The 22,152-nt window shown below is 70.0% G+C and carries 42 protein-coding genes; 3 read left to right on the top strand and 39 right to left on the bottom strand.

Annotated elements, in window-relative coordinates:
• Nucleotides 1–10: 10 nt before the first annotated feature.
• From ACFU3E_RS16980 to ACFU3E_RS17070, 19 genes are all read right to left on the bottom strand, one after another.
• Nucleotides 11–481, bottom strand: coding sequence for a phage terminase small subunit P27 family (locus tag ACFU3E_RS16980; RefSeq protein WP_384157956.1), 471 nt, complete (start codon nt 479–481; stop codon nt 11–13).
• On the bottom strand, nt 442–1,323 hold the full coding sequence (locus ACFU3E_RS16985; RefSeq protein WP_384157959.1) for an HNH endonuclease: 882 nt from the start codon (nt 1,321–1,323) through the stop codon (nt 442–444). Before ACFU3E_RS16985 ends, ACFU3E_RS16980 begins: the two co-directional genes overlap by 40 nt.
• Nucleotides 1,324–1,658: 335 nt before the next feature.
• Entirely contained in the window at nt 1,659–2,012 is a 354-nt protein-coding gene (locus ACFU3E_RS16990) for an HNH endonuclease (protein ID WP_384157962.1), read from the bottom strand.
• 67 nt (nt 2,013–2,079) lie between these two features.
• Nucleotides 2,080–2,457 carry a hypothetical protein gene (locus ACFU3E_RS16995; RefSeq protein ID WP_384157965.1) on the bottom strand — a complete coding sequence of 126 codons (378 nt, stop codon included), beginning with the start codon at nt 2,455–2,457 and terminating at the stop codon, nt 2,080–2,082.
• A gap of 82 nt (nt 2,458–2,539) precedes the next feature.
• Nucleotides 2,540–3,451 carry a hypothetical protein gene (locus ACFU3E_RS17000; protein WP_384157968.1) on the bottom strand — a complete coding sequence of 304 codons (912 nt, stop codon included), beginning with the start codon at nt 3,449–3,451 and terminating at the stop codon, nt 2,540–2,542.
• Nucleotides 3,452–3,515: 64 nt separating this feature from the next.
• Entirely contained in the window at nt 3,516–3,773 is a 258-nt protein-coding gene (locus ACFU3E_RS17005) for a hypothetical protein (protein WP_384157971.1), read from the bottom strand.
• Between the two features lie 83 nt (nt 3,774–3,856).
• Nucleotides 3,857–4,126 (bottom strand): hypothetical protein, encoded by a 270-nt coding sequence (locus tag ACFU3E_RS17010; protein ID WP_384157974.1) that lies wholly within the window; start codon nt 4,124–4,126, stop codon nt 3,857–3,859.
• An 8-nt stretch (nt 4,127–4,134) separates the two neighbouring features.
• Entirely contained in the window at nt 4,135–4,590 is a 456-nt protein-coding gene (locus ACFU3E_RS17015) for a hypothetical protein (protein WP_384157977.1), read from the bottom strand.
• An 8-nt stretch (nt 4,591–4,598) separates the two neighbouring features.
• The gene (locus ACFU3E_RS17020) at nt 4,599–6,620 is read right to left on the bottom strand and encodes a hypothetical protein (protein WP_384157980.1); all 2,022 of its coding nucleotides are present in this window, start codon (nt 6,618–6,620) and stop codon (nt 4,599–4,601) included.
• Nucleotides 6,621–6,697: 77 nt separating this feature from the next.
• Nucleotides 6,698–7,516: a hypothetical protein gene (locus ACFU3E_RS17025; RefSeq protein WP_384157983.1), complete on the bottom strand. Its 819-nt coding sequence runs from the start codon at nt 7,514–7,516 to the stop codon at nt 6,698–6,700.
• Nucleotide 7,517: 1 nt separating this feature from the next.
• Nucleotides 7,518–7,985 carry a hypothetical protein gene (locus ACFU3E_RS17030; RefSeq protein WP_384157986.1) on the bottom strand — a complete coding sequence of 156 codons (468 nt, stop codon included), beginning with the start codon at nt 7,983–7,985 and terminating at the stop codon, nt 7,518–7,520.
• Between the two features lie 131 nt (nt 7,986–8,116).
• Nucleotides 8,117–8,350 (bottom strand): hypothetical protein, encoded by a 234-nt coding sequence (locus ACFU3E_RS17035; protein ID WP_384157989.1) that lies wholly within the window; start codon nt 8,348–8,350, stop codon nt 8,117–8,119.
• Between the two features lie 192 nt (nt 8,351–8,542).
• Nucleotides 8,543–9,646 (bottom strand): hypothetical protein, encoded by a 1,104-nt coding sequence (locus ACFU3E_RS17040; protein WP_384157992.1) that lies wholly within the window; start codon nt 9,644–9,646, stop codon nt 8,543–8,545.
• Between the two features lie 47 nt (nt 9,647–9,693).
• The gene (locus tag ACFU3E_RS17045) at nt 9,694–9,876 is read right to left on the bottom strand and encodes a hypothetical protein (protein WP_384157995.1); all 183 of its coding nucleotides are present in this window, start codon (nt 9,874–9,876) and stop codon (nt 9,694–9,696) included.
• A gap of 237 nt (nt 9,877–10,113) precedes the next feature.
• Complete coding sequence (locus ACFU3E_RS17050; protein WP_384157998.1) at nt 10,114–10,314, bottom strand: hypothetical protein; 201 nt, start codon at nt 10,312–10,314, stop codon at nt 10,114–10,116.
• Nucleotides 10,315–10,524: 210 nt separating this feature from the next.
• Nucleotides 10,525–10,701 carry a hypothetical protein gene (locus tag ACFU3E_RS17055; RefSeq protein WP_384158001.1) on the bottom strand — a complete coding sequence of 59 codons (177 nt, stop codon included), beginning with the start codon at nt 10,699–10,701 and terminating at the stop codon, nt 10,525–10,527.
• Nucleotides 10,698–10,991: a hypothetical protein gene (locus ACFU3E_RS17060; RefSeq protein WP_384158004.1), complete on the bottom strand. Its 294-nt coding sequence runs from the start codon at nt 10,989–10,991 to the stop codon at nt 10,698–10,700. Before ACFU3E_RS17060 ends, ACFU3E_RS17055 begins: the two co-directional genes overlap by 4 nt.
• Entirely contained in the window at nt 10,991–11,230 is a 240-nt protein-coding gene (locus ACFU3E_RS17065) for a helix-turn-helix transcriptional regulator (protein ID WP_384158007.1), read from the bottom strand. Before ACFU3E_RS17065 ends, ACFU3E_RS17060 begins: the two co-directional genes overlap by 1 nt.
• Nucleotides 11,231–11,400: 170 nt before the next feature.
• Nucleotides 11,401–12,153 (bottom strand): GntR family transcriptional regulator, encoded by a 753-nt coding sequence (locus tag ACFU3E_RS17070; RefSeq protein WP_384158010.1) that lies wholly within the window; start codon nt 12,151–12,153, stop codon nt 11,401–11,403.
• A 173-nt stretch (nt 12,154–12,326) separates the two neighbouring features.
• Here ACFU3E_RS17070 and ACFU3E_RS17075 point away from each other — a divergent pair, with 173 nt between their 5' ends.
• A complete protein-coding gene (locus tag ACFU3E_RS17075) occupies nt 12,327–12,809 on the top strand; it encodes a GIY-YIG nuclease family protein (protein ID WP_384158013.1) in 483 nt (160 codons plus the stop codon).
• 264 nt (nt 12,810–13,073) lie between these two features.
• Complete coding sequence (locus tag ACFU3E_RS17080) at nt 13,074–13,370, top strand: hypothetical protein (protein WP_384158016.1); 297 nt, start codon at nt 13,074–13,076, stop codon at nt 13,368–13,370.
• A 45-nt stretch (nt 13,371–13,415) separates the two neighbouring features.
• On the opposite strand, the gene ACFU3E_RS17085 is transcribed toward ACFU3E_RS17080, so the two are convergent.
• The 15 genes from ACFU3E_RS17085 to ACFU3E_RS17155 form a co-directional block, all read right to left on the bottom strand.
• On the bottom strand, nt 13,416–13,634 hold the full coding sequence (locus ACFU3E_RS17085; RefSeq protein WP_384158019.1) for a hypothetical protein: 219 nt from the start codon (nt 13,632–13,634) through the stop codon (nt 13,416–13,418).
• Nucleotides 13,631–14,296, bottom strand: a complete 666-nt coding sequence (locus tag ACFU3E_RS17090) for a hypothetical protein (RefSeq protein ID WP_384158022.1) — start codon at nt 14,294–14,296, stop codon at nt 13,631–13,633. The genes ACFU3E_RS17085 and ACFU3E_RS17090 overlap by 4 nt, the downstream gene beginning before the upstream one ends.
• 24 nt (nt 14,297–14,320) lie before the next feature.
• Nucleotides 14,321–14,476: a hypothetical protein gene (locus ACFU3E_RS17095; protein WP_384158025.1), complete on the bottom strand. Its 156-nt coding sequence runs from the start codon at nt 14,474–14,476 to the stop codon at nt 14,321–14,323.
• A gap of 1 nt (nt 14,477) precedes the next feature.
• The gene (locus tag ACFU3E_RS17100; protein WP_384158028.1) at nt 14,478–14,900 is read right to left on the bottom strand and encodes a hypothetical protein; all 423 of its coding nucleotides are present in this window, start codon (nt 14,898–14,900) and stop codon (nt 14,478–14,480) included.
• The gene (locus tag ACFU3E_RS17105) at nt 14,897–15,118 is read right to left on the bottom strand and encodes a hypothetical protein (RefSeq protein ID WP_384158031.1); all 222 of its coding nucleotides are present in this window, start codon (nt 15,116–15,118) and stop codon (nt 14,897–14,899) included. Before ACFU3E_RS17105 ends, ACFU3E_RS17100 begins: the two co-directional genes overlap by 4 nt.
• Nucleotides 15,115–15,357, bottom strand: a complete 243-nt coding sequence (locus tag ACFU3E_RS17110) for a helix-turn-helix transcriptional regulator (RefSeq protein WP_384158034.1) — start codon at nt 15,355–15,357, stop codon at nt 15,115–15,117. The genes ACFU3E_RS17105 and ACFU3E_RS17110 overlap by 4 nt, the downstream gene beginning before the upstream one ends.
• Complete coding sequence (locus tag ACFU3E_RS17115) at nt 15,354–15,533, bottom strand: hypothetical protein (RefSeq protein WP_384158037.1); 180 nt, start codon at nt 15,531–15,533, stop codon at nt 15,354–15,356. The genes ACFU3E_RS17110 and ACFU3E_RS17115 overlap by 4 nt, the downstream gene beginning before the upstream one ends.
• On the bottom strand, nt 15,530–16,195 hold the full coding sequence (locus ACFU3E_RS17120) for a hypothetical protein (protein WP_384158040.1): 666 nt from the start codon (nt 16,193–16,195) through the stop codon (nt 15,530–15,532). The genes ACFU3E_RS17115 and ACFU3E_RS17120 overlap by 4 nt, the downstream gene beginning before the upstream one ends.
• 55 nt (nt 16,196–16,250) lie before the next feature.
• Entirely contained in the window at nt 16,251–16,556 is a 306-nt protein-coding gene (locus tag ACFU3E_RS17125; protein ID WP_384158043.1) for a hypothetical protein, read from the bottom strand.
• A gap of 98 nt (nt 16,557–16,654) precedes the next feature.
• Nucleotides 16,655–17,143 (bottom strand): hypothetical protein, encoded by a 489-nt coding sequence (locus tag ACFU3E_RS17130; RefSeq protein ID WP_384158046.1) that lies wholly within the window; start codon nt 17,141–17,143, stop codon nt 16,655–16,657.
• Nucleotides 17,144–17,202: 59 nt separating this feature from the next.
• Nucleotides 17,203–17,481, bottom strand: coding sequence for a helix-turn-helix domain-containing protein (locus tag ACFU3E_RS17135; protein ID WP_384158049.1), 279 nt, complete (start codon nt 17,479–17,481; stop codon nt 17,203–17,205).
• On the bottom strand, nt 17,478–17,657 hold the full coding sequence (locus ACFU3E_RS17140) for a hypothetical protein (RefSeq protein WP_384158052.1): 180 nt from the start codon (nt 17,655–17,657) through the stop codon (nt 17,478–17,480). Before ACFU3E_RS17140 ends, ACFU3E_RS17135 begins: the two co-directional genes overlap by 4 nt.
• Nucleotides 17,654–17,989 carry a hypothetical protein gene (locus ACFU3E_RS17145; RefSeq protein WP_384158055.1) on the bottom strand — a complete coding sequence of 112 codons (336 nt, stop codon included), beginning with the start codon at nt 17,987–17,989 and terminating at the stop codon, nt 17,654–17,656. Before ACFU3E_RS17145 ends, ACFU3E_RS17140 begins: the two co-directional genes overlap by 4 nt.
• A complete protein-coding gene (locus ACFU3E_RS17150) occupies nt 17,986–18,771 on the bottom strand; it encodes an ATP-binding protein (RefSeq protein ID WP_384158058.1) in 786 nt (261 codons plus the stop codon). The genes ACFU3E_RS17145 and ACFU3E_RS17150 overlap by 4 nt, the downstream gene beginning before the upstream one ends.
• Before the next feature lie 9 nt (nt 18,772–18,780).
• On the bottom strand, nt 18,781–19,614 hold the full coding sequence (locus ACFU3E_RS17155) for a hypothetical protein (protein ID WP_384158060.1): 834 nt from the start codon (nt 19,612–19,614) through the stop codon (nt 18,781–18,783).
• Between the two features lie 155 nt (nt 19,615–19,769).
• On the opposite strand from ACFU3E_RS17155, the gene ACFU3E_RS17160 reads away from it, so the two are divergent.
• Nucleotides 19,770–20,069, top strand: a complete 300-nt coding sequence (locus ACFU3E_RS17160) for a type II toxin-antitoxin system prevent-host-death family antitoxin (RefSeq protein WP_384158063.1) — start codon at nt 19,770–19,772, stop codon at nt 20,067–20,069.
• Nucleotides 20,070–20,175: 106 nt separating this feature from the next.
• Here the strand turns inward: ACFU3E_RS17160 and ACFU3E_RS17165 are convergent, their stop codons facing one another.
• From ACFU3E_RS17165 to ACFU3E_RS17185, 5 genes are read right to left on the bottom strand one after another with little or no spacing between them, the layout of a single operon-like run.
• A complete protein-coding gene (locus ACFU3E_RS17165; protein WP_384158065.1) occupies nt 20,176–20,511 on the bottom strand; it encodes a helix-turn-helix domain-containing protein in 336 nt (111 codons plus the stop codon).
• On the bottom strand, nt 20,508–21,350 hold the full coding sequence (locus ACFU3E_RS17170) for a hypothetical protein (RefSeq protein ID WP_384158067.1): 843 nt from the start codon (nt 21,348–21,350) through the stop codon (nt 20,508–20,510). The genes ACFU3E_RS17165 and ACFU3E_RS17170 overlap by 4 nt, the downstream gene beginning before the upstream one ends.
• Nucleotides 21,347–21,541, bottom strand: coding sequence for a hypothetical protein (locus tag ACFU3E_RS17175; protein WP_384158071.1), 195 nt, complete (start codon nt 21,539–21,541; stop codon nt 21,347–21,349). The genes ACFU3E_RS17170 and ACFU3E_RS17175 overlap by 4 nt, the downstream gene beginning before the upstream one ends.
• Complete coding sequence (locus ACFU3E_RS17180) at nt 21,538–21,879, bottom strand: hypothetical protein (RefSeq protein WP_384158074.1); 342 nt, start codon at nt 21,877–21,879, stop codon at nt 21,538–21,540. Before ACFU3E_RS17180 ends, ACFU3E_RS17175 begins: the two co-directional genes overlap by 4 nt.
• A complete protein-coding gene (locus ACFU3E_RS17185) occupies nt 21,876–22,124 on the bottom strand; it encodes a hypothetical protein (protein ID WP_384158077.1) in 249 nt (82 codons plus the stop codon). Before ACFU3E_RS17185 ends, ACFU3E_RS17180 begins: the two co-directional genes overlap by 4 nt.
• Nucleotides 22,125–22,152: the final 28 nt, after the last annotated feature.

The following is a 22,152-nucleotide window of genomic DNA, read 5'->3' on the forward strand; positions in this document are numbered from 1 at the left end:
GATGCCCAGCTCAGCCGGATCCGGCGAACGGGTTCGCTTCGTCCCCATCGTCCGCCTCCTGCCGGCCCACCTTGCCCTCGGCCGACGGCGTCAGTCCGAACTCACCCGCCCACGCCCGCAGCTCCTTCGACGCCGCCTCGATCACCGCCACGGCGGGATGCCGCACCTGTCCTTGGCTGTTCCTGGCAAGGACCGAGCCGTCTTCCTGCATCTGCCGCTGCGCCTGCACCAGTCGGTCCCAGCACAGGCAGTACGCGGTCAGGGCAGACCGGTCCACCGGCTTCAACAGGTCCAGCCGCGCGAGCTCCGGGACCACGCGCTCCCACTCGGCGCGCGCCTCCTCCGGCAGCCACTCCGGCGGCTCAGGCGGAACGCGCCTGAAGGCCGGCGCCTCAGCGACCTTCCGGCCTCCCGAGTCCCGGCCAGGACGAACGCCTTCAATCAGCTTGAGGCCTGCAGGCTTCCGCTTCGGTGAAGGCATCTCGCAGCTCCCTCCGGCAGCGGTCGATCACCCTTCTGCAAGTTGCATCTCAGGTGCGAGCAGGCCACGTTGTCCCAGGTATGGGTGCCGCCTCGACTTAGAGCCACAACGTGATCCAGGCTTGCGCTCATCGGATCCGGGTAGCGGAGCAATCGATCGACGTCCTCGCCACAGAGGTAGCACGTCCACCCGTCCCGATCGAAGACCTTGCCCGGCTCGATCTCATCTACCTGCGTTGTGTAGATCTGCGCCCTGCGACGCTTGGAACTGGCTTTCCTCTTCTCATCCCACGGCCGGGGCTTACGCGGCCCATTGGCGACGTCGGGCTTCAAGCGTCGATAGGTGCGCCGCCTGCAGGCGACTGTGCAGTAGGACTGCGCCCCAGCTGGGTCCCGGATGTCAACGCCGCACCCCTTGCATTGGATGAGGGTGCGGCGCCTACTCGCCAACTTGCACTCCTCGGAGCAGAAGGACTTCTGCGGCCACCTGATGGCTGAACCGCATTCCCCGCACGCATCCGTCAAGCAGGCGGCGCACCGGTCATTGCCCTGCCTCGGACGGCACCGCTTGCCGCATGACGAGCAGCGCTTGTAGCCATCGCTGTGCGCCGGGCACCGCCTCGGCAATCTGCCGCGCGGCTCGGCCCAGAACTCGTAACCGCATTCTTCGCAGGTACCGCTCCTGAATCCGAGTATGGGAGCAAGGGCGATGAAGAAGCAGTTGCCACCCGAGCAATCATGGCCCGGCGCCGTGTGCTTCTCGTAGTGTTCGGCGGCGGAAAGGAGCTCAGCCAGTTCGGCTTCAGCCTTGGTGTGCGATGCCATCTCGCCTCCCCCAGGCATACGGAAGCCCCGATACCTGGGAGGTCATCGGGGCTTCCTCCCTGCGGTGATCAACCGCAGGCGTCTCTAGTTGACTGGTGACGCAATGTGACGAAGGGGGGTCTGCAGCTTGAATGCGCGCCTTCCGGATTGACCGCGGCGCTGTCCAGACGATCTTCCGCCGTGATTTCGACTCCCCTACCCCCTCAGACTGGGGAAGGATCCTGGCCGTTGATCACTCGGAAAATCATCGCCTGCGCGAGCAATTCTACCCTCACAGACGCCAAAAGTGCAGGTCAGAGGCTGATTTTAGCAGCTCCGAGACCTCGAAATCGACAAAACCGCAGGTCACAGCCCTACGACGTGAGCCTAGAGCCCTCGATTCGTGTCCGCCGACGCTGATCCTCGGCGCTCTTGACGTCGTGACAGTCCCCGCAGAGGCTCTGCCAGTTCGCCGGGTCCCACTTCGAGCCGCCCTCGGACAGGGGCAGGATGTGGTCGACCTGGGTGGCCTTCGCCCCGCATCGCCGACAGTCCGGCTCGTGGTCCAACTGCCGCTTGCGCGCCTCACGCCACTTGCGTGTGCTGCCCGAGCCCCAAGCCTTGGACCTGTTGGCCCACGCCTTTCGCCTGTGCGCCTCGCAGCGCCCCTCAGTGGTCAGCTCTTGGCACTCAGGGTCAGCGCATCGGGAGGGAGGAGCAACGGGCATGCCGACCTCCCGAGCATGGGCCAGCCCTGGCCCGAGGGTGAAGTCGGCCAGGGCTGGGGATCGTGGGCTACTGCTTGTCGACGCCTGTCGCTTCCCCGTTGACCATGGTGGCGAGGATGCGGGCCTGGGCTTCCTTGCGTGCGGGCACGGGGCAGAGCATGACCTTGTCGCCGTTCTCGATGGTGATGAACAGCTGGTTCATGTCCTTCTTCAACGCCAGGGCGAACAGCCCAGTGAGTAGTACGCGCGTGGCCGTGACACGCTTCCCGGCCTCTTCCTCACGCTCAATGGTGATACGTGCGCCCTCAACAGGCACAGGATCCTGGTTGGGGGCCCTGAACTGTCCCCCCATAACGGTGAGGCCTGCCGAGGCTGCTGTGGCGGTGATCTGCCGCATGCGCTTGGCTGCAGCCTTCTCCTCGTCGGTCTTCTTGCTGCCGAACACGGCGGCCCCCTTTGATCGCGGTTCTGAACAGCCCATGGTGGCTGCTGTGCTGCCGCGTGTCAGGGGTGTCGCTGAATTCGGATCAGGCCGTGGTCTGATCGTCGATCAGGCCGAGGTCGGCGAGCGCCGCGGCAAGAGATTGGGCCGCAGTGCCGTCCGACCACGAGCCAGTCACCGTCGGTCGGCTGACCGGGGCCGCGCCGAAGAAGCCTGCCTGGTTGGTCGCCCCGTCGAGGCGGTGGAGTGGGGTGCCGCTGCCGTCGCGCACCTCAACGCGGGAGTTGTGCACGAGGACGGGAGCGGTGAAGTTCGCGCCAGCCAGGAATGCTTCGCCGGTCTCGATGTTCTGGACGCGGGTGAGCAGGTCGCCCACGAATCCGTCGATGGCTTGGACGGTGACGATCGTGGCGAACGTCGCCGTGGCGTAGGCCCGGTCGCCGTGCGGGTCGGTGGCCGCCACATGCACGGACACGGCAGCCGCGGCGGTCCCGGCCGGGTCGGCGTCGACGTCGGCGGCGCTGAGCGACACCGCGCCTTGCTCGCCGTTCACGGACTGCACGAGGTTCGTCGCCGGGTCCCCCGGATCGCCCTTCGGCCCCTGGGGTCCGGCCGGTCCGGCGGGCCCGGTGACGACGACGTACTCGCCCTCGGCGGGTGCGGTCGGCGCCACATCGGCCAGGTCTACGGCCGGCGTGGCGGCCGGGAGGGACAGTGGGTAGGAGCGGCCCGGCGCGTCGTACCAGCGCTCGGTCACCCGGTACGTCCAGCCGCTCGGCGTCACATCGGGGTCGTCCGTCGCCAGCAGGCTGATGCTGAACGCGCCGTTGTTGTCGAGGACCACCTCGGCGCCGCCCACGATCAGCGTGTCGTGCACCGCGGAAGTGAGGGTGTCCGGCTCGGGTCGGAAGATGATCCGGCCGGAGTACGGGGTGCCGTCGGGGTGCTTGTAGGTGCCGGTGACCGTGACGGTACTGAGTCCGGGAGGCAGTGCCACTGGAAACCTCCCGGACGTTTAAGGGGCCCCGCCGTCCGCGGGACCGGCTCGAACGGCGGGACGATCAGGCGGCTCGGGTGGTCTTGCGTCCGCCGCGCAGCGGCCGGTTGGCTCCGTTGTCCCAGGCTTCTTTCTCGGCGTGGGCGAGAGCCAAGCGGTGGTAGAGCTTGGGCCCGTTGTCGCCGGCGTCGACGGCTTCGAGCTTGCCGCGGTGTTCCCAGACGCGGATGGTGCCGGGCTTGATCTGCAGCCATACGGCGGCTTCGCGTGCGGTCATCAGGTCGGCGGGGTCGATCTCGTGGAGCGGCGGGTTGATGAACACGGGGCCCTCCGTCCACGGCAAAGGCCCCCGCATAGCGGGGGCCTAAGTGGTTTTTGGGCAGGGTGTATCTGCCGCGATCGACGTTACAGCGTGGCCCGGATCTTGTCCATGAGCGCGGGTTGCGGTATGGCCACGTCCACCTGCACGTCGATTCCGTACTGCCGGAGTGCGGCTTCGAGCGCCACCTGTGCCCCGCTGTCCTCCCATGCCCGAGCCATGCCCGGGTCGTCGAACTGCAGCCGCAGCACGCCGCCGTCGACGCTTGGGGTGGCGTGGGCGAGGAGCAGGCCGGTCACATGACGGCGACGATCAGCCGCCCGCACGATCTGCGGCCACCAGACGGGTGTCGACATGTCTCCTCCTACTGCTGGTTGGTGGTCTTGGCCCACACGCCGCGGGTGCTGCTGTGGACGTTGCGCTGGTCCTGGTAGACGGTCCCGCTGTAGTTGTTGACGGTCGGAGCGGGTGCAACCTGCTTGGTGCGCTTGACGAAGGCACTGAGGGCGGCGATAGGGACGGCCAGACCGATGGGGGCGCCGAAGACGATGCCGCACACGACGGGGTCGGCGACCTGGGATGCCGCCATGACGAGGGCGACGCCTCCGCTGCAGAGCGCGGTGGAGACTCCGGTGGACAGGACGCGCACGGCGTAGTCGACGGCCGCCTTGCTCTGCGGGGGAATGCCGGGCTGGGCGACGGGCGGCGTCGGACCGAACGGGGGCAGCGGGGTGTCGTCGCGGAATGCGGTGGCGATGAGGCGGTCCGCGCGCTCCTTCGCGTTGACCTCCTCGCTGGCGGGGATGAGGGGCTCGTTCACGGGGGCTCCTAGGCGGCTTCGGCGATGTCGGTGGGTTCGGCGGGGGCTTCGGCATGGTCGGGGTGGGCCCAGATGCCGCGGTCGACGGCGACGGCGAGGCCCTTGTTCTTGAGGCGGGTGAGGGCGTTCTTGACGGCGCTGATCGTGAGTCCGGTCTCCTGCGCGATGGTCACGCGACCGACGGGCCGCCCGCGTTCGGCGAGGAACGCCGCGACGCGCTCGTCGGTGCCGGCGGGTGCTTCGGCTTCGATGGCGGCTGCGGCCTGGGCGATGGGGTCGCTGGACGGGACGAGTTGCGTCGCGTCGGCGGCCGTGGTGAACGCGTCGTCGGGCAGGACCGGGGTTTCGCCGCGCAGGCGGGCGGCGAGCCGATCGAGGCGCTCGCTGTAGGCCTTGCTGCAGACGTTGCCGGCCGACTTCTCGACGGTGGGTGTCTCTCCCGTGGTGGCCCAGTGGGCGGGGTCGCGGTCGAAGTGCGCCCGGAACTGGGCTTGCCGGTTGTCGGGGCCCTTGATGAAGCCGAGACCGGCGGTGGACGTGCCGTCGGGCCAGTACATGGGCAGCTGGCTGGGGTTGACTTCCCAGCCGGGCAGGCCGATGGAGTCGGTGAGCGCGGAGGCGGTGCGGAACATGACGGTGTTGCCGGACTGGAGCTGCTCGCGAATATCGGTGGACTCGGGGCCGGCGCCGAACATGTTGGCCTTGGGGCCCTGGAAGACGAGTCGGAGCTTGATGCCGCACTTGCGGGCCATCAGCACGATCTCCAGGACGAGTGCGACGGCGCCCGGGAGGGCGAGGACGCGGTGGGCTTCGTCGATGGTGACGGAGATCAGCGGGTCGGGGTCGTCCACAACGAAGTGGTCCCGGCCGCGCAGGACTCGGCCCTTGTGGTCGGTCCACTCCATGAGGGAGTAGCGGGCGGACCGCTCGTACATGACGTTGCGGACGTCGTACAGCATGGCGAGGCCGCCCTGGGCGGTGTCCTCGTACCAGTCGACGGCTTCCCGCCAGCGGGGCAGGGACTGACCGCCCTGCGGGTCGCACACCCACGACACGATGCCGTTGTGGCGTTCGGTGCCGAGGAGCATGTCGAGGAATCGACTCTTGCCGCCGTCGGTGGCGCCGTAGACGACGCTGTGGACGGGGCCGGACGGCTTCCAGAAGGCGTATCGGGCGGGCTTGCCGTCGTAGAAGATGCCGACTTCGGCCTGCCCGGTGGTCTTGTTGAGGATCTGCGGGCCGGGGTGGGTGGTTCCGTCCTGGAGGGGGTTGCGGTTGAAGACGGCGATGATGGCGCGGCGGGCGGACTGCCCGGCGGCTTTCTCGATCTGCACCATCTCTTCGGGCAGGTCGAGGGCGCCGGCAATGTCTCCGGTGGCGGTGACGGCCTTCCGCCAGGTGCCGTTCTTCAGAACGAGGACGGCGGTCCAGCCGTAGTCGGTGGTGACGACGTCAACGAGGCGGGAGCCGGGGAGGGGGCCGTCTGTGCAGGCGACGTTGTCCTGCCAGTCCTGCAGCTGCTGGCTGAGCGCGGGCGCGGGTGCTGCGGTCTTCTTGCCGCGGCGCCACCAGTAGATGCCGTGGCCGAGTCCCCAGGCGATGACGAGCGCCGGGTAGGCGCTGTCGCCGGGCTGGAGTCCACCGGTGGCGGCCATGGCGGTGACGAGGCCGCCGCCGGTGGTGACAGCGGATGCGGCGGCAAGGAAGTCGGCGCGGCGCGGGAGTCGCTTGCGGAGGCGCTTCTTGCCGAGGCGGGCGTCCCAGCGGCCCCAGGCGACGGTGGTGACGGCTCCAGCCGCGGTGGCGGCGAGCGCGGTCTTCCATCCGTCGTCGGGCATCGAGAGGGCGCTGCCGGCGGCGGCCTGCAGGGCAGTGGCGTAGAGGGGGGCCATGCCGCGGCGGGTGCGGTAGGCGACACGCAGCGCGCGCCGGGCGGCCTTGTTGCTCTTACGGGAGGAGCCGCGCGTGCCGGCCGCCGGGCGGGTCTGCTCGTCGGCGGGGAGCTTCTCGACGGTGATGGTCTTCGGCATGGCGGCTGCTACTCCTGCGGGTTGGAAGTCTCAGAGGTGGGGCGGCCCCGGCGTGGCGGCCGGGACCGCGGGGCGGGTCAGACGTCGGCGGTGTAGGCCTGCTTGGAGGCCATGCGCCCGCCGGTGGCGGCCACGGACTCCTGGATGCCGCCGTGGCGGGTGTGGATGTTCTTGGAGGACTGAGCGGCGAGGGCGGCCTTGTCGGCCATGGCCTTCTGCAGTTCCTGGGCGGCGACGAGCGCCGTGGCGCACATGTCGCGCAGGGAGGCCAGCTCGGCGAGGGTGCCGCCGTCGTCGCCGAACTCAAGGCCGGATGCCTGCTCGATCATGGCTTCGATGGCGGCCATCTCGGAGGCGGCCCGCTGGGCGATCGATCCGGCCTCTTCGGAGGTGGTGGTGGCTTCGGCGGCGGTCCTGGCGACGGCGTCCTTCAGGGTGTTGACGCCGGTGATCTCGGGGATGTTGGCGAGGGCCATGGGTTCTCCTGTGGTGGTGTCGGGTCGGTTGTCGTTCTTGATCAGGACGGGCTTGAAGCCGCTGCCGGTGGGGCCGGCCTCGGGCTGGGTGGGGAGTTCGGGGGCCGGGGCGGCCGGTACGGGCTCCGGCCTGGTCTCCTCGACGGGGGCGGGTTCGGCGCGGCGTAGCTTCTCGGCGGCCCGCTTCTTCGCCTTGGGCCACTCGCGCTTCCATCCGCGCACGAAGCCCTTGCAGAACGGGCCGGCTGCGGTGGCGCCGGTGGCGGCCCAGGCGGCGAGCTTGGCTCCGGTGCGGCGACCCTTCTTTGCCGACACCTTCTTGATCCGCTTCTTGTGCTTCTTCGACACTTCGCCGATGGCGTTCTCGATGCCGCAGGCGCAGGCATAGGCGATGGCCAGCAGCAGGATGAGACCGAGCACGTCAGCCCCCCATCAGCCACATGACGAGGGATCCGACCTGGGTGGCGATGAAGCCGAGCGCTGAGGCGGCGATGTCGCCGAGCGTGCCGGGGATCATCACGGTCAGCGGCGGGACGAGCGCGGCGAGGATCAGGGTTCGGGTCTGTACGCCGCTCATGAAGTCGCTGACGAGCCAGATGAGGGCGGCCATGGCGACGGCGAACATGATGCCGAAGCCGGTCCACTCCCCCGCCAGGCCGTCGACGAAGCCGTCCACGGCGGTGGTGGCCTGGTTGATGAGCTGCCCGGCCGGGGTGGAGACGAGGCCGATGGACGCGGTGAGGACGAGCAGGGTCTGAATCTGCGGACTCTTGATCTTCGCGGCGAGCCGGTTGATCCACGGGAGTCGGTCGGCGACGTACAGCACGCCGGCCGCTCCCAGGCAGGTTCCGCCGGTTGCGGCGGAGATCCCTGCGTCGATGGCGGACATTTCGGGGTACCCCCTTGCGGTTACGGTGAGTTAGTGGTTTCCTCGCGTGCGCGTGCACGCGAGCGGGCGCGTTGGGGTCCGTTGGATCGGCCCGGGACGGCTTGAGCCATCCGTTGAGCCATTACGGACCGTTAGCTTTCGGTGAGGGTCTGGCGGAGCTGGTCGAGCGTCTGGGTCGCCTTCTCGGCGGCGTCGGCCTGCCAGGCGTCGGGCAGTTGGGAGATCGCCGACCGGAGCTGATCGATAGCGACCGCCAGGACCGCGGACGGTCCCTTCGTCTCGGCCTGCTTTCGGCGGTCTCCCAGGAACTGGGCGGACCGTGCCTGTCGCAGGGCCTTGCGGGACGGGCGGTCGGCGGTCGCCATCGGATTGCCTCCTTCGCTCGGTCGGGATCTTCTGCGGTGGTCCGGGTCTGCTTGCCGGGTCTGCGAATGCGCCGCTCACCGGGTTACTCACCGGGGTTGACCTGGGATTTTGCTGGTTCGACTGCTTCCGGCAGTCTCAGCAAGGACCAGAACCGCGGGGTGCTGGGCCTCACTGGCTATGCCGGACTGGCGTCAGGCGACGGGGGTGCTGGCCTCGCGGGTTTCGATCTCGCCCCAGATGCGGCGCACCCGGTGCTCCCCGCCGATGAAGCGGTGACGGCGGAACTCCTTCTGCGCCTGCCGGTAGGAGCGGGGCGGCTCCATGGCGTAGCGCAGCCAGCGCAGGACGACTTCGAGCTGCTCGTCGGTGAGCGTCACACCCGGGACGGGCAGGTCGACGCCGGCGATGTCGGCGAGGTCCTGCAGCGTCATGGCGCCCTCGACGGGAGCCTGCGCGACGCCCTCGACGGTGTCCGTTTCGCTCACGGTCACGGGGGGCGGTGTCACGGCCTCGATTTCCGCCTTGGCCTGCGTGACACCCGTGACACCACGGTCTGTCACGGTCGTGACGGGCCCGGCCGTGACGGCGGGGCGTGACACGGTCAGCGCCAGGTCCCGCTCGGTGAACGCGAGGGCCGCCACGCCGTGATCCTTCTCCGACTTCTGCAGTCGCTTCTCGGCCTCCGACCGGGCCTTGTTGATCTCGGCCTGGGCGCGGGTGAGAACGTCGGCCCGGGCGCTCTGCCGCTGCATCTCCCCGAGGTGGCCGGCGGTCTCGGTGAGGACGTCCGTGGTGGCCTCCGACCGCAGATGCCGGGCGTCGGCCGCGGCCAGGGCCCGGGCGTTGCGGTCCGCCGCCGACTGCTCGGCAATGACGGCCGCGGTCTCGGCATCCGCCAGGACGTTCCCGGCGAACAGCCGCAGCCCCATGAACAGAGCAGCCGCCACCGGCACGAACGCGAACACCTGGGCGTGCCCGAGGATCAGCAGCGTCGCCGTCGACGTGCCCACCGCGACAACCGACAGGCCCAGCATCACGGCGATACCGACCGTGGACCGCTGCCGGATCGCCACCTCCGACATGCGCAGCGCGCCGATCCACAGCGCGTCGTACACGACGGCGATCGACCAGCCGGCGATCAGGCCGACCGTGCCGTGCAGGCCGAGAATCTGGCCCAGCTGCCCGCCAACGGTCACAGCGACCAGCACCAGGGCGGCCAGAGTGAGCAGCTTCTCGATCACCGCGAACACGTCCAGACGGCGACCCGCGGACTTCATTCGACTCGTGAAACTCATGATCCCTCCTTGCAAGGGGTCGAGTAGGGGATGGGCCTGGCGGCTGGTCAGCTGCCGCGGGCCCAGCGGAAGAGGCCGATCACGCCCTCGGTGACGTCCGTGACCCGCCCCGACTCCAGCTCGGTGGCCCGGTCCTCCAGCTCCTTCGCAGCGGCGTCCTTGCCGCGCCTGCGCAGCCCCTTCGCCGCTTCACGGTTCTTCTCGGCCTGGTTCTTCATCGCGTCAGACATGGGTGTCCTCTCGGATCAATGGATCTTGAATGGGTGGGATTGGGTGCCGGGCGCGGCAGGGGGATGGACCCAGCCCGGCGGATCAGGGGTGCCGCTGACAGGCGCGCTGGCACGGGGCACAGGCGTGGCACGGGCGAGCAGCGACCCCAGCCTTCGCCTGCAGCGCCGCCTTGCGGGCGCGGCCTGTCCAGATGAACGCGATCCCGACGACGACGATCGCCAGCAGAAGGCCCGCCATCACGCGACGTCCCCGAGGGCGGCCCCGTACAGCTCGTCGACCAGGGACTCGCCCGGGTTGGCCTTGTCGTAGCGGGCCGCCTCGGCGAGCAGCGCCAGCTCGGTGAACTCGTCACCGGCGGCCAGGTAGCGGCGGATCAGATCGGTGCGGTACGCCGCATCCGACGACGGCGCGGACGTGATCAAGGTGAGCGTGGGCATGACTGTGGATCCTCACTGGTCAGGTGGGTAGGAAGGGGTTGGGAAGCCGCGCTGACGGAGGCCGCGGGGGAACGTCATCCCCGCCAGCGCGGCGGTCAGGGGGTTAGCGGGTCGCGTTCCGCAGGCGGTCGGCCAGGTAGCTGGCGAGCGCCTGGCACGCGCTGCAAGTCCAAGAGAGGCCGAACCAGCCGCCGCAGCGGTCGCACTGGCTCACCGGCCTCCACCGCCCTCAGCGGGGGCGACGACGAGGAACCGGTCCGACGACAGATCCATCACGACCGTCGCGGGCTGGCCCTGGGGGCGGAACTCGGCGGCCTTCTCCTCCGCCGGCCAGCTGCCGCGCGGATGCGAGGCCGGGGACTCGGCGAGGATCTCGCGGGCGCTCACGCCGCACCCTCGATCAGGTCCAGGCGGCCGGCGTCGGCGAGACGGGTGCGGCGCATGGCCAGCTCGTCCTGCACGTCCGCCAGCCGGTCGAACTCGCCGGGCGCCATCCAGTCCGTCGACTCGGACAGGCCGCGGTAGGTCTGCGCGGTCGACGCGTAGCTGGAGGCCAGCATGTCGGCCAGGGTCTCCTCGGCGTGTGCCAGCGCAGCGGCGGCAGCCGGAGGGAGCGGGGCGGTGAAGCCCGTGTGCTCGGCGCGCTCGGGCGCCGGGGTGATGGTTGTGCTGGTCATCAGGCCACCTCCGTGGCGGTCGGGGTGATCTCGGATTCGCCGAGGTACGCGTCGACGGACGACGCCCAGCAGCGGAAGCCCCGCCGACGCTGCTGGCCGGAGCCGAGGCGCAGGGCCTTGAGTCGGCCGCTCTCGGCCAGGCGGTAGACGGTGGCGACGTGCACCTGCAGGCGCTCGGCGACCTGCTTGGCGTTCAGGAGCCGGTCCGCTCCTCTGGTGCTGGGGGTCTCGGTCTGCATGCGCACTCCTACGGCGTTAGGCGACTCCTTCGAAGGAGTTCCGACATGGGCAACCATGACACTCCTTCGAAGGAGTCGTCAAGCTCGCCGAGTGAACTGAGTTCGCAGTGTCGTGAGCGCACGAAAAAGCCCCCGCAGGCATCACCTGCGGGGGCTGGAAGACAAGCAGCTCAGAGGGGGAAGTCGTACTCCACGATGTACTTGGCGGCATCCAGCGTCATCTCGTTGACCTCCAGCGCCCGGCCGTCCTCGTCCCGAACGATGCGCTCGATGAGGATCACCGATGCGCCAGCACCAAGCTGGAGAGCTTCGGCTTCGTCGGGCATCGCGATCCGCGCACGAAGGCGCTCGGTCGCCTCGACGGGCCGCCGACCGACTTCCGTCAGCCGCGCATACGAGCCGCCCGGGCCCGTGTTCTCCTGGTCGACACCAGCCTCGGCGGCAAGGTCAGCCGGGAGGTAGGACGTGGCGAGCTGCAGGGGGCGCCCATCCAGGGAAAACACCCGGCGGCGGCGACATACCCGGTCGGCGCCCAGGACTGCGGCGACACTGTCGGGGGCCACCTCGTCGGAGGTGACCTCGACCTCGACTTCGGGCTCTCGGCCCTCAAGGTCGACGCTCCAGATCGAGCGGCCGGCCTCCCACACCTCTCGCGACAACCGCTTCTGGGCGTTCCGCACGAGCTTCTTCGGGTCGAGGACGTAGACACCCTTGCCCTGCTTACTGGCGGCAAGGCCTTCCGCCTTCAGGAGGTCGAAGGCCTGCCGGACGGTCGATCGGGCGAATCCGCGCCCCTCCATGAGGTTGGCCTCGCTGGGCAGCAGCGCGCCAGGGGCCAGCGCGCCCGACTGGATCTGGGCACGGAACTCGGCGGCGAGCTCCCTGTAAAGGAACCGCCCCGGCTCCCCCTTGCGTGGTGCCAATGGTCCTCCTCAGAACGACTTCTTCGAAGATGCTAGTCGTTGCTCTAGAGCACCTGCGAGCTGGGCGAATTCTGCACAACCGCTTGACTCCTTCGAAGGAGCTACGGCACGGTGAATGCGTCACCGAACACGCACCAACACTCTGGGTTAAGACCCCAGGGCACGGAGGTCGCATGCCCAAGTCCACGGAAAGCACCGTGCTCCACCGCCTCTACACCACGCGGCAGCCCGAGGGCCTTCCACTCTTCTTGGACGAGCTCTATCCCAAGTTCCTCTCCGTGTTCCATCACTTGGGCGACGCTGGCAGTTGCCCCAACGGGGGCCCGGGTATCACCTACGGCGACTGGGACTTCGAGTGCGACGGAGGCACCACTCTGGTGCGCTCCGTCGAGTGGGGCGAACCGCAGACGCCCGTGCCGACCGCGCTCTACCGCCTCCGGGACGACGCCGACGTCCTGCTTTACGTCGGCATAACGGACAACCTGGAGCGGCGCTACAAAGATCACGCGAAGGACAAACCCTGGTGGACGGAGGTGGCCGCCCGGTCTGTCGAGTGGTTCCCCACTCGAAACCACGCCGTCGCGGCCGAGGCGATAGCCATTCGCGCCGAGCAGCCTCGCTACAACGTCCACCACAACAGCGCGGCTGCCGCCTGATCTCGTCGCTGCATCTCGACACGCCGAAGAAGTGTGCTGTCGGTCACGTCATTCGCTATTCCAGCAAGTGCGCCTACTGCTTCAACCTGGGGATTCGCGAGCCCTAAGACTCCGCGAATTGCAGAGTGCTGGAGCATCGTTCGCCGAGCCTGGCTAGCGTCAAGAACGCGAACGGCCGGGCGGTCATCACCCGCCCGGCCAGTTCGAACAGCGAGTCATCACCTCGCTGCCCCGCAAGTCCGTCCCGTCAAGAAAGGACTACGCATGTCGAAGTCTACCTGCGCCATGCCCACCCAGCGGAAGACCCCGCCCGTCGACCTGCTTGACGCGCCGCTCGCCGACCTGCTGAACGCCTTCGACGTGGAGCTGGTCGACAGCAGCATCACGGACGCCACGTTCTTCGGCGCCCTGGTGGAACGCCGTGACGGCTCCCGGTTGCTGTCGATGCCGCCCGGCCGGTCGGCGTTCGAGCGGGACACGGCGGCGCGGATGCTCCTCGCGGAGAGGTTCGGGCTCGACGCCCCGCCGGTGCCGGCGCCGCTCGAGGTGTCGCGCGTCTGAGCATGCGTGAAGGGCCCCGCATCCGGGTGGATGCGGGGCCCTTCGTCATGTGGTGCGTTCGATGGCACGGCAGGCGAGTGCGTCGGCTTCGATGTCGACGGCCGCTCCGGCGCCGTGGAGGTCACAGTCGGGGTCGTCGGCGAGGTTGCGGCAGCTCTCGGCGATGGCGCGCATGAGGGCTACGACGTCGTCGCAGGCGAGGTAGGCGCGTCCGTCGCTGCCGCTGTAGACGGGCAGCTTGTCGGCGGCGTGACGGGCGCTCATGCCGCGGCCCGCCGTTCGGCGTCGGCGTTGAGTTCGTCGGGTGTCCAGCATCCGCCGCAGGCCGTGCACCGCACGTAGCGATCCCAGTCGGTCTGCTGGAGTGCGAGGAGCCCGCACGACTCCCGGGGGCAGGGCCTCGAGATGGCTCGCGTCCGCACCTCGACGCTGGCGATACGGCGGATGGCCATGGTCACATCCCAGAGTTCCGCCGCCACCTCCCCGGCGAATTCCTGCTGGCTGATCCACCCGAGCTGCCCAATGAGGAACCGGGAGAGGCTGGTCTCGTTCCAGGCTCGGGGCTGAGGGATGCCGGGGCGCTCCTCCAGCACCAGCCTGGTCCAGTCACCGAGGACTCCGACGAGGGGCCTGCCGCCGACCTGGTCGCCGTAGGGGTCGTGCACGTCCCCGGTGGACGCCGGCCCGACGAGGTTCAGCGTGTCCAGCCTCCCGGGCAGGGGCGCCTCCCTGGTGCCGGTCCGCCCGGTCTCCCCGGTGCGTTCCCGCTGCATGCTGCCTTCGCGGAGGACGATGAGCGCGGCGGGGATCGCGGTCAGCTGTGCGCGCATGCGGTTGAGGTCGGGCTGGCAGATGACCATCGCGGCTTCCAGCTCCCAGTCGCGGAGGGAGCGGAGGCAGGTCGAGAGGATGCAGACGGCGGTCATGGCGGCTCCTGTCGTGCGGGTGGGTCAGTCGTCGGCGAGGATCAGGCTGGCGATGCCGAGCCAGGTGAGGACGGCAGCGATGGCGCCGACGATCGCGGCGAGTTGGCCGTCGCTGGTGAGGCCGTAGGTGATGCCTCCGGAGATGGCGCCGAGCAGGACACCGAGGATGAAGGTCGGCATGTCACTCGCCCTCCTTCTCCAGCGGCCAGCGCCGGTCGTCGGCTGCTGCTTCGCGGACGCTGGGGCCGGCGTTGTGGGCGGGCTGGAGGGGCTGCAGGTTGGCGGCGTCGAGTGCGGCGTGGACTCCGCGCCAGATGGCGGCGTTGCGGTGGGTGGCGGTGGGCGGCATGTAGTCGCCGAGTTCGCCGATGTAGGCCCACACGGCTTCGTAGGCGGCCTCCCGCGGGTCGGTGGCGGCCTGCTCGGCGCGTTCGGCGGCTTGTTGGCGGGCCCAGTCGACGGGACCGCGGGGCTGTGCGCCGTTCTGCGGGCCGTTGAGGGGGTCGGAGCCTCCCGAGACACCAACTTCGGGGGTTGAGGCCGCGAGAGAGGCGTCTGTGCCCTTTCCTGGGGCCTGTTCGGCGGTGTGGCGATCGGCGTTCACGACTCACTCCGGGGTTCTGTGGCGTTCTGGGCGGTTTTGGCACTGATCTGGAAGGCGGCGAGCTCGACGGCTTCGGCGATGGACAGCTCGCCGTCGGCTTCGGCCCACAGTTGGGCGGCCCGGCGGGACAGTTCGTCGGTGAGCGCCTGCTGCTCCGGCGTCATCGACGGGCGGCCCTTGCGGCAGCGGCGGCCGGGCGCGAAGTCGTTGTCGGTCATGCGGCTGCCTCTCGCTGCTCGTCGGGGATGTGGATCTGATGCGGGCCGAGTTCGCCGGTGACCACCGCGATGGCGACGGCGTTGGCGCGGTCACGGGCGCCCAGGGCCTGGAAGATTTCGGCGAGGTGCCGGTTGACGGTGCGCTCGTGGATGCCGAGCGCGCGGCCGATCTGGGCGTTGGTGTGGCCGTTGGCGACGAGGGCGAGGACTTGGCGGCGGCGCTCGGTCAGGCGCCTCACGGCCGCCTCCCGGGCCGGGGCACCCTGCCGCGGATGTCGAGCACCCCGTCGGCGCGGGCGAGCAGCAGCAGGGCGCGGCGGAGGACTTTGGCGGGGTTCTCGCCGCGGCGGGCGTAGGCGGCGAGGATCGCGGCGCTGCCGTCGTCGGGCAGCCAGCGGATCGGCGGGCGGGTCACGACGTGGCCTCGGTGCCGGGCTGCGCCTCGTCGGCTACGAGCGCGGTGTACGCCTCGCAGTCGTCCCACGAGTGGTCGCCGCCGCAGTGTGCGCAGCCGGGCTCCCCCTCGGCCTGCGCCTCGTCGGCCTTGATACCGAGAATGTGCACCGGGTCCATCGGTGGCTTCCTCTTCGGCATCCACTCGCACGCGCAGTCGTCGGCGCAGCCGTAGACGCTGTGTTCGTCGGCAGGGTGGGAGCAGGTGCAGCGGCGCTTGCCGGGCTGCGCCTCGTCGGCCATGCGGCGCAGCTGGGTCATCACGTCGAGGGCTCCCTGCTCGCGCTCGATCTCGTGCTGTTCGTGCCGCTTGATGGCGACTCGCTCGGCCACGTCGGCGGCCTCACGCAAGCCGTCGGCCCGGGACACGGGCGGCGGCAGCACGGCCAGCACGGCGTCGGCCGCCGCGCGCTCCTCCGCGCCGTGCCCGCTGTCCAGCACCCACGGGCGCAGCGCCTCGGCGATGCGGTCGCGCAGCGCGGCCCGGTCGGCGGGCGCGGACTTCGGGCTGTCGAAGGCTCCGCCGTACATCACCTCAAGCTCGTGACGCATGCGCCCGTTCTCGGTGCGCAGCTGCTCGACCTCAGCGGCGAGCTCGGCGGGCGGGGTGTGGTCGGTGGTCATGTGTGGCTCCAGGGGTGGGGCCGCCCCGGTGCAGGGGCGGCCAACGGGCGGACGGTCAGGACTGGGCGGGGCGGTACGCCGTGCAGCCGCACAGCAGGCAGACGCCCGCGTCCGGCTTGTGCTCCGGCTCGATGTGGCTGCACGCGCATGGCGTGTACTCCGGTCCCTCCTGCGGCGGCAGGGTGGTCAGCTCGCCACGGTGCTGGAGTTCGTCGAGGAAGTGGTCGGCCACGGCGTGCACGGCGTCCTCCTGCTTCTTCGGGCCGGACCGGGCGTAGTGCTGGGCGTGCGCACCGACGAGGGTCAGCGCGGTGCGCAGCACCTCCGTCGGCTCGTCTCGGAACGGTCGGTCAGTGGTCATGTGCTGCTCCTGGTGGTGGCTGTGCGGGCGGGGGTGGGTGGTGTGGGACGCTGGGCGGAGGCCCGCGCTGCTTCGGACAGCGCGGGCCGTCTGCGTGGTCACGGGGTGGCGGGCTCGCCGTTGGTGGTCGTCGCCGGGGTGACGGCGCGCTGCATCTCGTCGTGCATGGCCTCACCTACGGCGGTCACCAGGTAGTCGCGCGCCTCGGCGTGCATCCGAGGGTGGAAGGCGAAGTGCACTCGCACGATCGGCTGCTCTCCCGCGCTCCACGTCAGCTGGTGCTCGTCGGGCTCCAGCCCGTCGGCGCCGAGGTTGACGGCCCACTCGGACACGTCGGCCGCGCCGTTGATCAGGCGGTGGATGTCGCGCTGCGCGGCCTCGAAGTCGTGCGGGGCGAGGGCGTCCCACGTGTTGCCGGTGATCGGCTCGGTGCCGGTGGCCGGGTCGGGGTCGACGATGGTCGAGTCGATGAACGTGTATTCCATCTGCTCGCCGACGCCCATGAAGTCGGGGTCCTCGCTGGCGGTGGCGTGCTGGCGGGCGGCTTCGGCGCGGAGGTCAGCGTCGGTGTACGGGCGGTCGCTCATCGGGTGCCTTTCGTGTCGGTGTGGTGGGCGCTGTCGTGGTGGGGGCAGGCGGCGGGGCGTCAAGCGGCGGGGTCGCGGAGCGCGGCAAGGAGGCGTTCACGGTTGGCGAGTTGCTGGGCGGGCGAGAGCGGCATCCAGCCGGCGGGTGGCCGGTAGTCCTTCACCCGCCCGGTGGGGACGGCTTCTAGGTAGAGCCGGCCGAGCTTGTCGGCGGGCGGCATGCGGAGGGCCTGTCGGGCGCGGGCGACGGTGGACTTGTCGCAGTGCAGGCGGTGGGCGATGGAGGCGTTCGTGTGCCCTTCGCGGATGAGGGCGGCGATGTCGGCGCGGACCTTCATGCGGCGGTCTCCTCGGCTTCCTGGTAGCGGCGGGGGTGGACGGCTCCGTCGGGGAGGGCTATGCCGTCGTGGTGGCACGGCACTCCGGGTGTGACTTGGCAGGTGGGGCAGCAGGCGACGGTGCGGGCCCATGCGCGTCGGGCGGTGCGGCGCTTGAGCAGCCAGACGCGGGTCACGCCGCCTCCTCGAGAGCCGCGGTCTCCTGGGGCTGGTGCAGTCGGCGCTCGGCTTCTGCGACGAGGGCGAGCAGCGCGGGCCGGCAGGGGGCGGTGTTCATGGCGCCGGTGCAGTCGGTGGCGGGCGGGATGAAGCCGTTCCACATCTCGGGTGCGCTGCGGTTGATGGGCGGCTGGGTGAGCTTGGCTGCAAGGTCGGGGTAGCGGAGGACGAGGCCGCGGCGGTGTGCGGCGGCGCGCTGGGCTTCGGCCATGTGGTGCTTGATGAACCGGCCGATGTCGCCCTGCTGAACGAGGGTGCGGGCGTCGGCGAAGGCGAGTGGGTCGCTCATGCCGCCATCCCCTTCCGGCGGTCGTCGCCCTTGAGTGCGACGCGCTCGCACATCTCGGTGAGGCGGGATGCGATGCGCTCGCCGAGCGCTTCACGCAGCTGGGACGGGGGGACGTTGCTGGTGAAGATGCCGGGCTTGCACTGCTCGTAGCGGTGGTTGATGAGCCGGTAGGTGACCTCTTCGGTCCACTCGGTGAGCTTGGCGGCGCCGAGGTCGTCGACGAACAGGACGTCGGTGTCGGCGATCGCCTCGAAGGTCGCTTCGCTGTCGCGGCCGGCACGGGGGCGGAGCTGCGCGTAGAGGTCGGCGGCGGTGTAGGCGGCCCAGCCGGTGGTTCGGCCGGTTTCGGCGATGGCCCGCAGCACCGCGTAGGCGTAGTGGGTCTTGCCGGTGCCGGTGGGGCCGACGATCAGCAGGGAGCGGGTGTCGTCGGGGTTGGTGACGACGGACTGCGCCCAGGCGGTGGCGATGGCGGTGGGTCGGGCCGTGGAGTAGCGGCGCGGGACTTTGCTCTCGAAGTGGGTGACGCACTTCTGCCGCTGTTCTTCGGCGCACTTGAGGAAGTGGCGGCGGACGAAGTCGACTTCTGCGGGCTGGAGGCTGTTGAGGTCGGCTTCGTGGCGGAGGTAGGCGTCGATGCGGGTGGCGCCTTCGCGGCTGCCGCCGGGGACGATCAGGAAGTCGGTGACGTCGGGGTGGACGTAGCGGCCGGGCGGGACGCCGAGTTCGGCGAGGTCGAGGCCGCGGCGCTTCTGGCTGGGCGGGATCCACTTGTCGGACATGCGGGCTCCTTAGATGAGGGGTTCGTCGTAGACGTCGTGGTTCTCGGGGTTCTGGAAGGGCTGCCATCCGCCGGCGACGGCGCGGAGTTGTGGGCGGCCGTTGGACTCGGGCGCGTGGTCGTCCTCGTAGCCGCGGGCCTTCAGCCAGTTGGCGGAGAACTTGATGTAGCGCCAGTCCTCGCCTGCCTTTTCCCGGGCATAGGCGACAGCAGCGGAGGTGATCTTCTGCGGGTCGACCCCGTCGAGGACGGCAGCGGTCCAGAGCTCGAGGGTCTTGTCGTAGTCCTTGCTCTTCGGGTAGAGCGCCCAGAAGTTGCCGAACTCCTTCTTCTCGTCGGCGGTGATCTGGCGGGCCGAGGGAGAAGGGGTAGCGGTGGCTCCCCCTTGCGTAGACCTCTCTTCCTCGTGAGGAGCTGAGGGGACTGAGGAGAAGGGGGTAGCGGTGGCTTCTTCAGAGTGAGCCGTGGCTCCTTCTGAGTGAGCCGTGGCTACCCCTTGGGGTAGCCGTGGCTCCCCCTTAGGAGTAGCCACGGCTACCCCTTCGAAGGGGGGGACGATGAACGTCATACGGACGCCGGGTACGGCATAGAGGATCCGACCGTCCTTGCCCTTACCGATCGGCACGCGGAACTCCCAGCCGGCGGCAGCGAGTCGCTTCAAGGCGTTGCGGACTACCACGGCGTCCTTGGCTCCGGTCCATCGCGCGAGGTCCTCAAGGGCGACCCAGCTTCGGCGGGTGTCCTCGTTGGCGTCGTCGGCGATCTCCAGGGCCACGGCGCGCTGCAAGCCGGTGATGTTCGACCCGAGTACTTCGCGCAGTTGGCGTCGGAGCTGGTAGCCCATCGGTCTCTTCTCTCGGAGGGTGTCTGTGCTGGTCACTGCCTGGTTAGGGACAGCCCTCATGGGGGCGATGTGGCCTCTGGGGCAGGGGCTTCGCCTCCTGCTGAATTGTACAACCCGACGGACATTACAACCACGCTTATGTGTATCCTGGTCGCATGAGTGAGTCCGGGATCCGACAGCTGGGCGTCTCCGAAGCCCGCGCGAACATGACCGAGGTCATCGCCGAGGTACGCCTCCTCGGCCAGCCCGTTGCGCTCACCCGCCGGGACAAGCCGCAGGCGATGCTCATCTCGATGGACCGCTGGAAGCAGGCCGCCCTCGACGCAGAGGTCCGGCCCTTCCACGACGACGTCGTGCGCCGGCTCAAGTCCCTGATCGAGGACAAGGAGTTCGCCGAGGTGCTCGAGCGCAAGGACCCCACGCTGTACGAGGTTCTCGAGAACAACGCGCTCTGATCGCATTCCTCCTCCTCTCCTCCGGGCCCCGCGGTTGCGGGGCCCTTTGTCGCGTGCCGTCGGGGTGTGGCGGGTCAGGGTCCGGCGCGCGGCCGGCAGCGGCCGGTCACGCGGCTGCCTTGCTGCGGGCCCGGTGGACGGTGCGGCGGGAGCAGCCGACGCGTTCGGCGATGACCGCTGAGGACAGCTGCTGCCGGTCGAGGCGGACGATGGCTGCGCGCCGTTCCCGCGGGGTGAGCCGTTCGGGCGGATCCCCGGCTGCGGCTCGCTCGATGGCGATCTCGTCGGGTTGTGCGGCGGGCCGCCGGGCGCGGATGCGGTTGCATTCGCGGCAGTAGAGCCAGCCCCTGGAGTCGCGGGCCGCGTTCTCGGGGAACGGGTGGCCGTGCCTGCAGGCCGGGCTATCCTCCGCGACTCGCTGCCGAGGCTTCCCGGCGGTCACGCCGCCACCCCCAGGTCGTATTCGGGGTGCTCGCGGAAGGCGTGGTCGAGGTAGGACTTGTGGATGCCGAGGCGCTCCGCGGTGGCGTGCCGGTCGAGGCCGGTCGTCCGCATGATCCAGTTGGCGTCCTGGGCAACCAGCTCCCGCTTCGTCACGCCGTACAGCGGCTCGAAGTGGAGGTCGTCGATGGCGCCGACTTCGTCCCAGTACTTCGGCGGCGGCCAACGGCGGTCTGCGGCCTGCTTCTTCGCCCGCTTGATGCTCGTCGCAGAAACTCCGTGCCGGGCCGGCTTCTCCTGGCGCATCTCGTCGTAGGCGTCGGCGATGCGCTGGGCCGTGGCGGCACGCATCTTGGGCGCCTGGAAGATCGTCGTGCGGTTCGACGGGTGCAGTCCCGCGCGGCGGGCGGTGTGGATCGTGGGCCAGCCGATGGCGACGAGGGCCTGGAAGCGGCGCAGGCTGCCGATGGGGTCGACGTAGCCGGGGGTGTGCTGGTCGAGGGTGACGGCGAGGAGCTTCTCTGCGACTTCCTGCGTGCAGCGGCGGCGCCGCGGGGCGGCGTTGCCGTAGTCGTGCTGGGTGAAGCTGCGGACCGACTTGTAGGTGAGGCCGGTGACCGCGGCGACGCGGTGGATGGTGATTCCGGCCGCGTGGAGCTTGAGGAGGTGCTGGCGGATGGGTTCGGCGTCCAGCAGGGGCTGCCAGGTTCCGTCGGCGATGGCCCGTTCGCGGTCGCGGCTCCAGGCGTTGTACCGGTCGACGCACTCGGGAAGCCGGCACCGGTAGTCGGTGTAGCAGGTCAGGGTGTTGTGGTGGGGCGGCTGGCGGTGGGTGGTCACGGCTTGGTCTCCTCTCGGCGTGCGGTGGGCAGTGCGGCGATGCGACGGCAGGTGATAAAGGCGTCGGTGTCGGTGCCGGGCTGGTTGTCGGGTGCGGCGGGGAGGTGGCGGCGTTGGCGCCAGACGGTGCGGGCGGCCATGACGCCTCCGGCGGCGAGCCAGGCGGCGGCCAGCCCGGCGAGGACCCTCATGCGGCGGCCTCCGTCCGGTCTGCGGCGGTGCGGCGCCGGTAGACCGCTATGCGGTGGCCTTTGGTGGCGGGCGCGGTGGACGGAACGAAGTCGCCGGTGTGGATCAGGTAGTTGTGGCTCATGCCGCGGAGCACCCCGGGGAGGACGCCACCAGCCACCTCGGGCAGCTGGCCGCGCAGGTCGTTGGCGGAGACGGTGTCGTGGTCCCGCATCCAGATGAGGACGGCTTGGGCGACGACCTTGCGGTCCCAGTCGGAGGCCTGGCGGACGAGCTGGGCGAGGGTCTTGTCGCGGGCGTCAGCGGCGACCTGCTCGGCGAGTGTGAGGCGGCGGCTCATGACGCCTTCCCCTTGAACTCGGCGAGCTCCATTCCTGCGGCAGGGCTGAAGGGGACGGCTCCGACGACGGGCCAGACGGCGACGGTCTCGTCGGGCTCGTAGCCGGTGGAGCCCCACCGGTCAGTGACCATCCAGCGGGCGGGGTGCGGCGGGGAGGGCCAGAGGACGGCGAGGCGCGTGCCTTCCGGGGAGCGGCGGACGGAACCGATCAGGTCGGCGAGGGGGACGGTGGGCTTCTTGGCCATGAGGTGTGGTCTCCTTGGGGTGAGAGGC

The organism is Streptomyces sp. NPDC057424 (genome assembly GCF_042803315.1).
Taxonomy (GTDB): domain Bacteria; phylum Actinomycetota; class Actinomycetes; order Streptomycetales; family Streptomycetaceae; genus Streptomyces.